General features: G+C 60.1%; 12 protein-coding genes. 5 read left to right on the forward strand and 7 right to left on the reverse strand.

The features are described from left to right. Positions 1–11 precede the first annotated feature (11 nt). From AAE029_RS19200 to AAE029_RS19210, 3 genes are read right to left on the reverse strand one after another with little or no spacing between them, the layout of a single operon-like run. The gene (locus tag AAE029_RS19200) at positions 12–1775 is read right to left on the reverse strand and encodes a DUF2326 domain-containing protein (protein ID WP_371074477.1); all 1764 of its coding nucleotides are present in this window, start codon (positions 1773–1775) and stop codon (positions 12–14) included. Then, complete coding sequence (locus AAE029_RS19205; RefSeq protein ID WP_371074478.1) at positions 1775–2014, reverse strand: ABC-three component system middle component 6; 240 nt, start codon at positions 2012–2014, stop codon at positions 1775–1777. Before AAE029_RS19205 ends, AAE029_RS19200 begins: the two co-directional genes overlap by 1 nt. Beyond that, entirely contained in the window at positions 1998–2960 is a 963-nt protein-coding gene (locus tag AAE029_RS19210) for a hypothetical protein (protein WP_371074479.1), read from the reverse strand. The genes AAE029_RS19205 and AAE029_RS19210 overlap by 17 nt, the downstream gene beginning before the upstream one ends. A gap of 266 nt (positions 2961–3226) precedes the next feature. On the opposite strand from AAE029_RS19210, the gene AAE029_RS19215 reads away from it, so the two are divergent. From AAE029_RS19215 to AAE029_RS19225, 3 genes are all read left to right on the forward strand, one after another. Beyond that, complete coding sequence (locus AAE029_RS19215) at positions 3227–3835, forward strand: hypothetical protein (protein WP_371074480.1); 609 nt, start codon at positions 3227–3229, stop codon at positions 3833–3835. Positions 3836–3904: 69 nt separating this feature from the next. Further along, positions 3905–5152: an adenylate/guanylate cyclase domain-containing protein gene (locus tag AAE029_RS19220; RefSeq protein WP_371074481.1), complete on the forward strand. Its 1248-nt coding sequence runs from the start codon at positions 3905–3907 to the stop codon at positions 5150–5152. 155 nt (positions 5153–5307) lie between these two features. Continuing rightward, positions 5308–5481, forward strand: a complete 174-nt coding sequence (locus tag AAE029_RS19225; protein ID WP_371074482.1) for a hypothetical protein — start codon at positions 5308–5310, stop codon at positions 5479–5481. 600 nt (positions 5482–6081) lie between these two features. Here AAE029_RS19225 and AAE029_RS19230 read toward each other — a convergent pair. Beyond that, a complete protein-coding gene (locus tag AAE029_RS19230) occupies positions 6082–6552 on the reverse strand; it encodes an aminoacyl-tRNA deacylase (protein ID WP_371074483.1) in 471 nt (156 codons plus the stop codon). Positions 6553–6770: 218 nt separating this feature from the next. On the opposite strand from AAE029_RS19230, the gene AAE029_RS19235 reads away from it, so the two are divergent. Together AAE029_RS19235 and AAE029_RS19240 are read left to right on the forward strand one after the other, a co-directional pair. After that, positions 6771–7241 (forward strand): (2Fe-2S)-binding protein, encoded by a 471-nt coding sequence (locus AAE029_RS19235; protein WP_371074484.1) that lies wholly within the window; start codon positions 6771–6773, stop codon positions 7239–7241. Positions 7242–7266: 25 nt separating this feature from the next. Continuing rightward, a complete protein-coding gene (locus tag AAE029_RS19240) occupies positions 7267–9447 on the forward strand; it encodes a molybdopterin cofactor-binding domain-containing protein (RefSeq protein ID WP_371074783.1) in 2181 nt (726 codons plus the stop codon). A 255-nt stretch (positions 9448–9702) separates the two neighbouring features. Here AAE029_RS19240 and AAE029_RS19245 read toward each other — a convergent pair whose 3' ends face one another. The 3 genes from AAE029_RS19245 to AAE029_RS19255 are packed head-to-tail and all read right to left on the reverse strand — an operon-like array spanning position 9703 to position 12321. Further along, the gene (locus AAE029_RS19245; RefSeq protein WP_371074485.1) at positions 9703–10470 is read right to left on the reverse strand and encodes an SDR family oxidoreductase; all 768 of its coding nucleotides are present in this window, start codon (positions 10468–10470) and stop codon (positions 9703–9705) included. A 35-nt stretch (positions 10471–10505) separates the two neighbouring features. Next, positions 10506–11339: a 5-deoxy-glucuronate isomerase gene (locus tag AAE029_RS19250; protein ID WP_371074486.1), complete on the reverse strand. Its 834-nt coding sequence runs from the start codon at positions 11337–11339 to the stop codon at positions 10506–10508. Position 11340: 1 nt separating this feature from the next. Continuing rightward, positions 11341–12321, reverse strand: a complete 981-nt coding sequence (locus tag AAE029_RS19255) for a mannonate dehydratase (RefSeq protein WP_371074487.1) — start codon at positions 12319–12321, stop codon at positions 11341–11343. Positions 12322–12324: the final 3 nt, after the last annotated feature.

Below are 12324 nucleotides of genomic sequence, written 5' to 3' on the forward strand. Positions count from 1 at the left end.
TGGCAGAAGTCCTACCCGAATTTGAACCCGAACAGGCCGCCCTCGTCCGTATCGTCGATCCTGACATCGAGTATCGCATCAGTCGGATCGAAATCTTTCGAAAACTGCAGCTTGGCATACTCGTCCGAGTTCATGAGAACCAGATACTGGACGCCAAGTTCCTCAGCGAGGCGGGCGCCCAATTCGATCGCGGTCGCGACCTGTCGGGCGTCTACCCCGTCGAAAAGGTGGCTGTCATGGATAAGGATTCCAGGGCCGCCCAACCGGAGGGTGGCGATCTTCAGCAACGCATAGTCGAAGCAGAAGATCTCCATGTTGGAGATTCCTCCCGACCGGTCGCCCTCGATGTGGACGTGGAACTGCAATCCGGAAGGCCCCGCATTGATTTCCAAGGCGCCGTACCGATCCGAATACAGCGGCTTGAGTGCCTCGTTGACCGCCAGCACGGCCGCTCCGATAGCCGACGTCCTTTCGGAAAGATCGGTCTGCAACCGCGAAAGAAGCGATGCCTCCGACGACTTCAGTTCCGACTTATCAATTTCGGCCTGAACTGCCGCCCGCAGGCGTCTTTCGAGATCGAGCAGCGCAGCTTCCCTCTGTGACTGGATGCTTTGAAGGTTTGCGAGATCGCTGAAGGCACCTGCCCCCTGCAGCTCCCTCAGCAGCACCTCGCGACGGTTCCCCTTGATCGCCACCTCGCTCTCGACATCCCCAAGGCGCGTCCTGTTCCGGTCCAGCTCGCCGCCTAGATGGTGCCGCCGGTTGTTCACGACCGACTCATGGAAAATGCGAACTTGCTCGAACGTCTTGACGACTGTGTCCGGAAGCTGCTTGCCCGCGTTGGCATATAGGCTTTCCACGGCTCGGCCGTCCGGAAGGGCTTCTGCCTCAAGGCTCTTCTCAACATGGCGGATCGAACTCCTGAGAACCGCCGCCTCGCGGGCCAGCGCGTCCAGATCGCCCTTCAGGCTCGACGCCTCGGCGACCATCTCCTCGTAGTGTCCGACTACCCGCATGTTCGCAACGCTCTGCCTTGCCGCGTCGGCCGCCGCCGTAGCGACCGCCACGGCGGAGCGAAGCTGGGCGACAGTCCGGAGATTGTCCTGTCCTGTCCCTTTTGCGCGCTTCTGGATCGCGGAGATGGCGTTCCGCTCCACCTTCTGTTCGTCGAATTCACGGATTAGCGTCCAGTCGAGACCGAAGATCCACGCGAGGGCGGCCTGCGCATCGGAATCGTTCTGTTTTTCCGAACTCTTCTGTGGCCGGATGAATCCGCCATCCTGTCGTCGTCTGGCGAAGAAGGAGAAAAGGGAACGAAACTTCGGAGGCGCTATCTCTTCTCCACGAACGTTACGTCCCGGCTGTAGGCGGAACATTCTCTTCCCAAGCCAATCGCACCAGTCCGTGACTGCGGCGCGTCCGCCTCCGAGAAGATCGTACTCCGTCTGAAGACCGTGAACGCCACCGTCGGCGAAGCGAACGGAAACCTCATCCTTACTGAAGACCGAGCGCTCGACCCGCAAGGCGATGCCATCGATCACCATGTCGGCCCAGAACGACGCCTTCGCCAACTCCTTGGCCTTGAACGTCGAACCCTTTCGAACCTGACTGCCGTGGAGAAAGTTGATAATCTCAACAAGGCTCGACTTTCCGGAGCCGTTGCGAGTTCTCTTCTCGTCGGACGTTTCATGCCGCGTGGCCAGGAGAATGTTCAGCGCCTCCCCCAGTTCGACGGTCTTGAACGTCTCGATGGAACTGCCGATACGGATGATCACTACGTCGCCCCCTGAAGTACTAGCAGGCCGTCCCGCAGGTCGACCATACCTATGATGAAGAGGAGCGTGATCGCGAGCACGAACCAGTCGAATCCTAGAGGCGACCGTCGCTGAACTCTGGACATGCGTTCCCAAGTCTCGCTCACGGTGAGCGGAGAGTCTTTTAGCATTGCGATAACCTCGCCCCCGACAACGATGAGGGATCGGTCCGCCGGCAGATACTTACTGGGCAGGATCATAGTTCAATGTCTCTGGCTCGCCTTCAGGAGGATCCTCGAAAATCTCGCAGTTCTCAAACATCGAAGCCATCACGCCGAGGGCTGCAAGCGCGCGAAGGTCGTCAAATCGAGGACTCTCGCCGCACAGGTCGGCATGTATGAACCGGAGGATTTCTCCGGCGGCGAGACCATTTGCATCCAGGTTCTGATAGAGGTTCTTGAAATAGGAGGGCGCTGAAGTCGCTGCATCGGGATCGCCGTGTCTCGCGACGCAGTCGTAGACAATCGACCCATAGGTAAAGCCGCGTTTCAGGTTCTCCTGCCACATGAACGGGATATCGTTATGCGTCAACTTCCGCGGCGAGATCGCCTGCGGAGGTCCGGCCGCGAGCGCGAAGGTCGGCGCCTTCTCCATCACTTCATCGATGATCTCGTTGACTGCGTCTGGCAGTTGCCGCAGCCGATCCTGGGCGATAGCCTTAGTCCCGAGAATGCGTTCCCGTCCTCGCGGGTCGAGTTCGTCTACAAGTTTGAGAAAGCCTGGCAGACTGAGCTGCCCCACTTTCACGTTGCGCGACGCCCCCTTCTCGCGGAGCGTCACGAGAACGTCGAGCAATTGCTTGGGAAGGCCTGAAAGCAGATTGTGGGTGAACTTCCACTCTTTCATGTCGGGGTTGTTTTCGACAGCGGTCTCGAAGTCGCCCACCATCTTCTCTCCAACCGCGGAGAGCTTCTGGACCTTGCCGTCTTCGGCCCCGTAGCACTGATAGACGATATCGCCGATGAGGAAGTAGCCGTCGACGCCTTCGTCACCAAGACTGCCGTGCGGCTTCACCCTTATGAAGTCGTCGCCGTGAACAAGTTGCATGATGTCGCTAAACAGCTTCTGGAACTCGTTGCCACCGCAACGGAATAGCCGGTGTTCGAGCGCGAGTTGCACCACCACCCAGTCTACTTGCTGCGACATGCGAACCCCCATCGACAATCATCAGTTAGCATATCGTAGATTGAGGAAGAGTTTCGAGGGAAGGCTTGATACGCTCATACCGAGCGAAAAATCCTCGTTTCACAGGTGTGCTGTCGGCAAATATCCGGAGCAGAACTTCAAGATCTCGTCAAAAGCCTCCCTATATATGAAAGTCCAGAGCAGCATCCCCTCGCGGAGACACTTGCAAGTGATGCAATCGGACTTCAAATGTTGGCTTTCCGATCCTTGGGACGAGTCTGAATCGAATGAGCGACACCAAATTGTGTACCAGCTGCGCGGAACATATTTCTGTTCAGGCGGCCGTTTGCAAACACTGCCAGAGATCCCAAGGATGGTGGGGAACGTTCGATAGGGCAGTTAGCGCGCTGCCCTTGATACTTGCTACATTCTCGGCGATTGCGGTCGTACTCGCCTTCGCGAAACCGTGGTTTTTTCCGCCCCAATCTGAGCTGATTGCTTCGTTCCAGCGATACACCAATGAACGAATTAGTTTCGTCGTAACAAACGTGGGTGACCGCGCCGGCGCAGTCGAGCAGGTCATTCTGTATTTCTGGCATAAAGACGGCGGTACCACGAGCTTCGAGCTTCCTGTGGAAGCTGAGGACGAAACGCTCGTTCGACCTGCCAGCACAGTGCGCGTGACGGCGGTCACCCCCCAAAACTTAAAGGAACTCATTTGGACGGCATACCAAACAAAACGGGATGACCGCTGCCTTTTGGACCTTCAGATGGTGCGCTCTGGTGGAACGCGCCAGAACGAGAGGGTTGAAACTCCCTGCTGGCAAGCAGCAATTGCTGCGCTGCCAGAAAGAAGGCGCGAGATCATGGACGGCTTGCCCCAATACAGCCAGTGATTGCTTCCTGATCACGCACCCTCTTTGGGATCATCGCTGATGGAATACCACGCACAAAACAGGTCTGCGATGGACACCTCCACCATCAACAAAATCCAGCTTTGGCTGATCGAGCAGGGTCTGCTCGGGCGAGCCGAGACACAGCTTCTCGCCGGCTTCTGCGAGCGCTGCCGGGAGCATGGCGTCGATATCGTGCAGGCGGCCCTCTTCGTGGATACGCTACATCCGGTCCTGGAATCCTGGGGGTTCTTCTGGGACGCCGAGAATGATGAGGCTGAATCGCAGCGGCAGTATTCCCGCTACGATGCCGAGGAACACGCTGAAAAATGGCGTGGAAGTCCGTTCCACCACATGTTGCAGGCAGGCATACGGGAACTTCATCTGCCACTACATGCGCAGCTATCGGCGGATTTTGCGATCCTTGCGGAGCTGCGCGATCAGGGGCATTCCGATTATCTCGCGATGATCCACCCTTTGAGCGAAAGCGATACGATCGGCGAGATGGACAATCTCTATTCTCGGTGGTCGACCTCCAGGCCCGGAGGGTTCTCGGCGAGCGATCTCGCGGCATTGCGCAGCCTCGTTCCTGGGCTGGCGCTTGCGATCAAGACCGCCGCGCTCCGGCGCATCGCGCAGTCGCTCGTCAGCGTCTATCTGGGGCACGATCCGGGCCGGAGGGTTCTTGAAGGCCGGATCGCCAGGGGAACGGTCAAAAGCATAAACACCGTGCTCTGGTATTCCGACATGGCCAATTACACGGCGCTCTCCGAACAGGTGGATAGCGGCGAGCTTATCGCGCTGCTCAATGATTATGCGGAGGCCGCGATCACCTCGGTCTACAGGAACGGTGGCGATGTGCTGAAGCTGATCGGCGACGGCACGCTTGCGATCTTCAGCGCGCCTTCCTTGAGCGATGCCGCCGCGGCTGCGCTTGCAGCTCGCCGGGAGCTGGCGGAGCGGCTGGTCGAGCTCAACGCGTCCCGCGCCGCCGCAGGACATGCGGTGACGACGATTTATCTTTCGCTGCATGTCGGCGAAGTCTTCTATGGCAATATCGGCAGCGACGAGCGGCTCGATTTCACGGTCATCGGCCCGGCCGTCAACGAGGTATGCCGCATTGCGTCCGCATGCACCGGTCTTGGACAGTCCCTGCTCGTCTCTTCGGACTTCCTCGCCCTTTTGCCGGAGCCCGAGCGAGCACGCTTTCATAGCGTCGGCGTGCATGCCTTGAAAGGTGTGCGAGAGCCGAAGGAGCTTCATGCGGAGAGCCCTGCCGTTGCGCGAACAACTAGCGGATCAACTCCGGCTGAACTTTAGACACGGAATGTTGATCCGCAAAAGCCCCTCGAGCACAGTTTCGTCAACAGACGCGGCATAGCGGCCATCGCTAAAAATCATGAAAAAACTGTAACTTGCCTGTCCTCCCATTGAGAGGGACACTTCTCTCGCGCCGGACGAATGAGGTGATAGCTATGTCAGACTTGGAAATGCTAGTCAGACGCCGGATGCAGGAAGAGTATGCCAAGGGAACATCCGCCGTGCGAATATCGCGGCTTGTCCAGGATATCTTCAACGGCATCGACGCCTCCCAGATAAACGCTCGCACGCGGCTTCTCGCTGTCGATGGTGACAAGCCGTCAAATTGACCACCCTCGCCGGCTCGCATTTCGATGAGCCGGCGCCCAGGCGCCAGAGGTATTTGTCGGTAAGCGCAGGCATTGGCGGCAGCTAGTTTTCCCTAAATCAACATCATTTCTCTCGCCGTCACTCCGGGGCGCACCTTTCTCCGCCCTCTTCCCTGTGCTCGTCACAGGGATCCAGCAGCGCCGTGTCCACGGCGCGGGAGACTCGCCTTTCTCGCGATGCTGACCGTGGAAGGCGATGCCCTGTCTTGAGGATAGCTTCGTATGGAAAGGGTGAGTTTGCCCCCTTCTCCTCCCCACATTCCGTCATCCTCGCCCTTGAGGCGAGGATCCATTTTTCAGGGCTGCCTGTGTGTGGATCTTCGGATCGGAGCCCGAGGATGACGGAATGTGGAGTGAGCGTCGACGTCAAACAAAACCCTCCGCAAATTGACGCCACTATCAGACAGGAGTCTTTTCGCCGTGCCGACGCACGGCGGCTGGATTCCTGTGACAGGCACAGGAATGAGGGAGCTTTTGGAAGCGGCCGCGCCAGACAACACTCTCCCGAAAGAGCACTTCACACCGGGCGCGGCAGCGAGGCGCCGCTGAGAATAGCAACCTTTACGGCCGGTGGCTGAAGCGGGCGACCTGCGCACCCTTCATCAGGTTGCGGAAGTTCGGTCCGCTGACATGCACCAGCGTCTTGTGGTCACCGGCCTCGAAATAAACGTCGTCGTTATTGTCGAGGCTTTCGTCGAGGATGACAGGCACATCGTAAGCCGAGCCGATGGGCGGCACGGCGCCGATCTCGCAGTCGGCGAAAAGCTCGCTGACCTCCTCTTCCGAGGCAAGGCCAAGGCGCCTGTTCATCACATCCTGCAATGTGGAGAGCTCGATCCGGTGGGTGCTTGGAACGACGGCCACAACATATCCCATTTCGTGATGCACGACCACGGATTTGGCCAGTCTTCTGCCCGGTACATGGGCGGCTTGCGCCGACTGGCTGGTTGTCGCCGTGCGGTGATGGGCGACGGTGTCATAGGCGATACCTTCGCCGTCAATATAGTCCTGAAGTTTCCTTGCCATTGTCATGGTAGGCGTCCCCCTGTGTTGCGTGAACGCGCCCGCAAATATTTTTCCTCCTCATCACCCGCGAAGTCAACGGCGAATGGATAGCCGCAAATGCAAGCGGCGGCTGCGAAACCGGAGGCATGGCGGAAAACATTTGCATCTCTGACCTTTTGAGCCGCCAAGCGATGGGTGTAGATTTGGCTGTCAGCTACTCCACCGGGATTAAGGGAGCTTGCCAAATGACCGCGACGATTAAAGTGAATGGCGTCGACCACACCGTCGATGTCGACGACGACACGCCGCTGCTATGGGTCCTGCGGGACGTGCTCGGAATGACGGGGACGAAGTTCGGTTGCGGCATGGCGCTCTGTGGCGCCTGCACGGTTCATATCGATGGCGTGCCCACGCGCTCCTGCTCGACCACGATCGACAGCGTCGGCACCTCCGAAATCACGACGATCGAGGCGATCGGCGCGACACCCGCGGGCGCCAAAATCCAGAAGGCGTGGCTGGATCTGGAAGTCGTCCAATGCGGCTACTGTCAGTCCGGACAGATCATGTCGGCGACGGCCCTCATTGCGGACAATCCGAACCCGACGGACAGCGACATCGACGATGCGATGTCGGGAAATATCTGTCGATGCGGCACCTATGCGCGCATCCGTGAGGCCATCAAGCATGCGGCGCAAACCGTCGCCCAGGGAGGCTGACATGATCCTCGATCGCCTCAACCTCATGAACGACACGCCGGTCCAGGATGGCCCGATTCAAGACGGATTGTCCCGTCGCCAGTTCCTGCAGGTCAGTGCTGCCGCCGGCGGCGGTCTGCTGCTCGGGCTTGCCCTCCCGCTCGCGGCAGAGGATGCCAATGCGACGGCAGGCGAATTCACGCCGAATGCCTTCATCCGTATCGAAAGCGACGGGCGCGTCATCCTGACCATGCCCTATGTCGAGATGGGTCAGGGAACCTATACCTCCGTCCCGATGCTGATCGCCGAAGAGCTGGAGGTAGGACTCGCGCAGGTCGAGCTCGAACACGCTCCGCCCAACGAGAAACTCTATGGAAATCCGCTCCTTGGCGGCATACAGGCAACAGGCGGATCGACGACAATCCGCGCCGCCTGGGAGCCCATGCGCCAGGCGGGCGCGACAGCCAGGATCATGCTGGTAAATGCGGCCGCCAAGAAATGGGACGTCGATCCCGCATCCTGCCACGCGGAAAATGGCGACGTCGTTCATTCAGCAACCGGCCGACGCGCCAGGTATGGCGACCTCGCAGCCGATGCGGCCCTTCAGACCGTTCCGCAAACGGTACCGCTGAAGCCTAAGAAGGATTTTAAGCTCATCGGCACTCCGGCCAAACGGCTGGATGCGCCGGCGAAGGTCAATGGCACGGCCGTCTACGGTATTGACGTCACGATGCCGGGACTGAAGATCGCAACGCTTGCCCAGTCTCCGACCTTTGGCGGCAAGGTGAAGAACGTGGACGATACTGCCGCCAAGGCGGTCAAGGGTGTGCGCCAGATCGTGCGGCTTGATGATTGCGTCGCCGTCGTGGCCGACCATATGGGTGCGGCGAGGAAAGGTCTCGCGGCTCTTGAGATCGAATGGGACGACGGGCCTCACGCCAAACTCACCACGGACGACATCCTCCATGAACTCGAGCAGAAGACGCTTGGTCCGGGCGCCCTGGCGCAGAATGTCGGCGACGTCGACAAGGCCATGGCGTCAGCCGTCACCAAGGTCGAGGCGAACTACCACGTTCCCTTCCTTGCCCATGCGACGATGGAGCCGATGAACTGCACCGTGCACGTGCGTGACGGCTCCTGCGAAATCTGGGTTGGCAACCAGATCATCCCGCGTGCCCAGGCGACCGCGGCAGAGGTTACCGGCCTACCGCTGGAAAAGGTCATCGTGCACAATCATCTGATCGGCGGAGGCTTCGGCCGCCGTCTGGAGATCGACGGTGTCACCCGCGCCGTCCAGATCGCCAAACAGGTCGACGGTCCGGTCAAGGTCGTCTGGACGCGCGAGGAAGACCTCCAGCATGACATGTACCGGCCGTTCTTCTTCGACCGGTTTTCGGCCGGGCTCGATGCCGAGGGCATGCCGGTTGCCTGGAACCATCGCTTCGCCGGCTCCTCGGTCCTTAGTCGATGGCTGCCTCCGGCCTTCCAGAACGGCATCGATCCGGACACGATCGATGGCACGGCCAACCTGGTCTACACGCTGCCCAACCTGCGTGTCGAATATACACGCGTCGAGCCGCCGGGCATCCCGACAGCCTTCTGGCGAAGCGTCGGCCCCTCGCACAACATCTTCGTGGTCGAAAGCTTCATCGATGAACTTGCGCACGCCGCCAAGAAGGATCCCGTCGACTATCGGCAGGCGCTTCTCGAGGCAACGCCTCGCGCCAAGGCCGTTGTTGCACTGGCCGCGGAGAAGGCCGGCTGGGGCAGTCCGCTGCCGGCAGGAACAGGGCGCGGCGTATCGGTCCAGTCCGTCTTCGGATCCTACATGGCGCAGGTTGCCGAGGTCGAGGTCGCCAAGGACGGCACCGTCCGCGTCCGCCGGGTAACCTGTGCCGTCGATTGCGGCACGGTGATCAATCCCGATACCGTGCGCGCGCAGGTCCAGAGTGCCGTGATCTTCGGCATCACGGCAGCGCTCTATGGTGAAATCACGCTCAAGGACGGGCGTGTCGAGCAGTCAAACTTCGACACCTATCAGATGCTGCGCATAAACGAAGCGCCGCAGATCGACGTCCATATCGTCGAGAGCTCCGAGCCTCCCGGAGGCATGGGTGAGCCGGGAACTTCGGCAATCGTCCCGGCCATCGGCAATGCGATCTTTGCGGCCACGGGAAAGCGCCTGCGGAAGATGCCGGTCGATACGTCTGAGTTGAAGTCCGGCTAAAGGATGACGGAGTGTGGGGTAGGTGCTGATGCGGCCGTAGCTATCGGATTCGGGGAGAGTTCTGCCCCTCACCCTAGCCCTCTCCCCGCAAGCGGGGCGAGGGAACAATCGAGCAAGCGGCGAACTGTCACCCATGTAACCGGTCCGTCCTGTTACCCATCTATCCGGTTTAAACGGTCGTCCCCTCTCCCCGCAAGCGGGGAGAGGGCTAGGGTGAGGGGCAATCTCGGGGTCCGACGTCTTCGCATTAAGCTCCTACAGCGACGTCGTAATCCCACCATCCACAACAAGCATGTGCCCGGTCACGAAGGACGAGGCATCGGAAGAAAGAAAGACGGCGGCGCCGACGAGTTCGGCGACCTCGCCCCAACGTCCCGCAGGGGTGCGCCCTTCCAGCCAAGCAGAGAACTTCGGGTCGTCGACCAAAGCCTGGTTAAGCGGCGTTTTGAAATAGCCGGGCGCAAGCGCGTTCACCTGCAGGCCATGCTTGGCCCAGTCGGTCGACATGCCGCGTGTCAGATTGCGGACCGCGCCCTTGGTTGCCGTGTAGGGAGCGATATTCGGCCGCGCGAGTTCGCTCTGGACGGATGCAATGTTGACGATCTTGCCGCGGCCGCGCGCGATCATGAAACGGGCGACCGCCTGGCCGACATAGAAGAGGCTGGAGATATTCGTCCGCACGATCTCGTCCCATTTCTCAATGGGAAAATCCTCGAGCGGCGCGCGGTACTGCATGCCGGCATTGTTGATGAGGATATCGATCGGGCCCACGTCGCGCTCGATCGCCTCGATGCCCTTTGTGACAGCCTGGGCATCGGTCACATCGAAGGCCGCACTGATCGCCTCATGACCCGCCGTCCGCAGGCGTTCGGCGGCTGCCTCCGCCTTTTCCGCGCTGCGGCCATTGACGATGATGGCAGCGCCATGCTGGGCGAGGCCTTCGGCCAAAGCGAAACCGATGCCCTGGCTGGAACCGGTAACAAGCGCGCGTCGGCCTTTCAGATCGAAGAGTGGAAAGGTCACGGGCGAGTCTCCTGATGAATACGATGGGTGCAGGTTTAGCGGAATTTTGCCCGCATGGCATCAATGCCGGGAATCTTCGCCATCATTGGCCGATGCACCTCTTCGAAATTCTGAACAAGCGAGCGCTGTGTCCGTCCGACCAGAATCGTGAAGATATAGGAGGCATGGCCGGGCGATGTCACCGTCGGGTGATAGCCGGTCGAAAAGGCGAATGTATCGCCCTGGCGCGTCACGAAAGCCTGCGGCTCCTTGCCGTCTTCGTACCAGAGCTGCGCACCAAATCCCGTCGGCGGATTGAACCGCCAGTGATAGAGCTCCTCGTGGTCGGTTTCGCCCGGCTGATCCGTATCGTGCTTGTGCGGCGGATAGCCCGACCAGCAGCCCTCGTCGGCATAGAGTTCGCTGACGAGTAGCCGCCCGACATTGCCCGCCTGTCGATTGCCCAGAATATGGAAGATGCGCCGGCGGGACTTTGTCTCGTTCGAGCCGACATCGACCATGTCGACTTCATCAGGCGTGACGCGGAAAGCCTCCATCGGCTGGCTCCAGCGCCCGCCCGCAATGGCGATCTCGCAATCGGTGAGCGCTGTGACGACAACGGCCGTATCCGGGCCGATATAGACGGAATCAGCCCTTGCCTCCCAGACGCTCGCCCTGCCACCGACGCCTTCGAACTTCGTATAGCCCGCAACGACATCGCACCGGCCCGAAAGCGGAACGACGACCGTCTCGAAATCCGCCAGACGGTAGCTGTGCGTTTCACCGGCCGAAAGCTTGATCAGCGAGAAATGGATGAGCCCGGCCGGCTCGCCGCCATCATGCACCGGTCCATCCGTCCGCTCCTGCGCCCGTATCATTCGTGCGGACATGCTATTTCCCCTCGCTTGCGAGAACCTGGAGCAGCGCGGTGATGTAGCCATAGGTGAAGGCGAAGGCGGTGTTCTCAGGATCGCGCCCGGAGATATTCGGCACATGGTCCGGCATGATCATGTATTGATAGCCGACCTCGGCATAGGTCTTCAGCGAGCGCCACATGTCCATGTCGCCCTCCTCCGGGAAGGTTTCCATGAAGGAAAGCTTGCGACCGCGGATATTGCGGAAATGGACGTTGAAGAGCTTGCCGCGCTCTCCGAACCAGCGGATCACGTCGAAAATCTCTTCCGCGGGATTGTCGAGCATCTCGCCGACCGTGCCCTGGCAGAAATTCAGCCCGTGATAGGGGCTTTCGTGCATCTGCACGAACTTCTTCAGCCCCTCGACAGTCCCCAGCACCCGGGTAACCCCGCGATAGCCGGGCGGCGTATAGGGGTCGTGCGGATGGCAGGCAAGCCGCACTTTGTTGGCTTCAGCGACCGGCACCACGCGCGACAGGAAATAGTCGATGCGCTCCCAGTTTTCCTCCTCGCTGAGGACGCCGGCAATCGAGGGCGGCGCATCGTGATCCGCTTTCTCCCAGCGGAAGGCCTCGTTCTTCGAGCCGCCGCGGCCCGTCTCCAGCTCCGTGCGGGGAATGCCGATGATGTTGAGATTGTATTTGACGGCGGGGATGCCGACGGCCGCCGCATTCTCGATCAGGCGGCAGATGGAGTCGATCTGGCGGTCCCGGTTCGGCCCGGCGGTCAGAATGTCGGGGCTATATTGCTTTTCGATCACCCGCGAGCTGAGCGGAAGCTGGATCATGTCGAGGACAAGGCCGAAGCTCTCGATATGTTCGCGATGCGCCTTGAGGATATCGAACGTCCAGTCATGCGGGTTGCCGGCGGGGTCGGCATTGACATGCACGATGCCCAATTGCGCCATGACGCGGTAATCATCGTCGTCCCGCGCGCGGAACTGAGTGCCAATATACATATG

This window comes from Sinorhizobium sp. CB7 (assembly GCF_041357635.1).
In the GTDB taxonomy this organism is placed as follows: domain Bacteria; phylum Pseudomonadota; class Alphaproteobacteria; order Rhizobiales; family Rhizobiaceae; genus Rhizobium.

Excerpts from the sequence above, each read along its gene's own strand:
- AAE029_RS19205 (WP_371074478.1), bottom strand. The coding sequence starts at position 2,014 with ATGATCCTGCCCAGTAAGTATCTGCCGGCGGACCGATCCCTCATCGTT.
- AAE029_RS19210 (WP_371074479.1), bottom strand. The coding sequence starts at position 2,960 with ATGTCGCAGCAAGTAGACTGGGTGGTGGTGCAACTCGCGCTCGAACAC.
- AAE029_RS19215 (WP_371074480.1), top strand. The coding sequence starts at position 3,227 with ATGAGCGACACCAAATTGTGTACCAGCTGCGCGGAACATATTTCTGTT.
- AAE029_RS19220 (WP_371074481.1), top strand. The coding sequence starts at position 3,905 with ATGGACACCTCCACCATCAACAAAATCCAGCTTTGGCTGATCGAGCAG.
- AAE029_RS19225 (WP_371074482.1), top strand. The coding sequence starts at position 5,308 with ATGTCAGACTTGGAAATGCTAGTCAGACGCCGGATGCAGGAAGAGTAT.
- AAE029_RS19230 (WP_371074483.1), bottom strand. The coding sequence starts at position 6,552 with ATGACAATGGCAAGGAAACTTCAGGACTATATTGACGGCGAAGGTATC.
- AAE029_RS19235 (WP_371074484.1), top strand. The coding sequence starts at position 6,771 with ATGACCGCGACGATTAAAGTGAATGGCGTCGACCACACCGTCGATGTC.
- AAE029_RS19240 (WP_371074783.1), top strand. The coding sequence starts at position 7,267 with ATGAACGACACGCCGGTCCAGGATGGCCCGATTCAAGACGGATTGTCC.
- AAE029_RS19250 (WP_371074486.1), bottom strand. The coding sequence starts at position 11,339 with ATGTCCGCACGAATGATACGGGCGCAGGAGCGGACGGATGGACCGGTG.
- AAE029_RS19255 (WP_371074487.1), bottom strand. The coding sequence starts at position 12,321 with ATGTATATTGGCACTCAGTTCCGCGCGCGGGACGACGATGATTACCGC.